Origin of the sequence: Mycobacterium sp. 1245805.9, from assembly GCF_001672915.1 — a bacterium.
Taxonomy (GTDB): domain Bacteria; phylum Actinomycetota; class Actinomycetes; order Mycobacteriales; family Mycobacteriaceae; genus Mycobacterium.
Window position 1 is genome coordinate 1 of record NZ_LZKR01000112.1, and the last position, 652, is coordinate 652.

Annotated in this window: 1 pseudogene; it reads left to right on the forward strand. The window is 66.0% G+C overall.

Annotated features, from left to right (window positions below):
* Positions 1–284: 284 nt before the first annotated feature.
* Positions 285–652 (forward strand): annotated as a pseudogene (locus A9X00_RS15870) (dihydrodipicolinate reductase); the annotation flags it as partial.

Consider the following 652-nt stretch of genomic DNA (forward strand, 5'->3'; position numbering starts at 1 on the left):
TGCACCCACACGCCAACGAGTTCCAGGTCGGGTCGCCGGCGAATGGCGTCGATCGCGATCTTCCCGACTCCCCCGGTGGACCAGACGACGATGCGCATGAGCACTCTCCTTACTGGTTCGCCAGGGCCTCCCGGCCCGGGCCGGGGCACGCGTGTCGAACCTGAGCGTGTACATCAGCTGCAGGTTAACCTAAGATTTGTTCTTTAGGATAGTGTGCACTTTCTTAGCGATTTAAAGGCAACGGCCGTCTCGCCTTTCGGCACGCGCACTCGAGGAGGAACAGGATGACGACTCATCGCGTAGTGGTCTGGTCCACCGGGGGAGTCGGGAAGATCGCGATCGACGCCATTCGCCGGCGACCCGACCTGGAACTCGTTGGCGTGTGGGTGCATTCGCCCGACAAGGTCGGCAAGGACGCCGGTGAGCTGGCCGGCATCGGGCCGCTGGGCGTGACGGCCACCGACGATGCCGACGTGCTGATCGCGCTGGCGCCCGACGCCGTCGTCTACGCCGCGAGCGGTCCCGAACGCGACGGCGCAGCGGTGCCCGACTACCTGCGGCTGCTACGGGCGGGCATCAACGTGGTGTCGACGTCGTCGACCAGCCTGGTGTACCCGCCGTCGTACTTCGCGCCGGACTGGCGCGACCAACT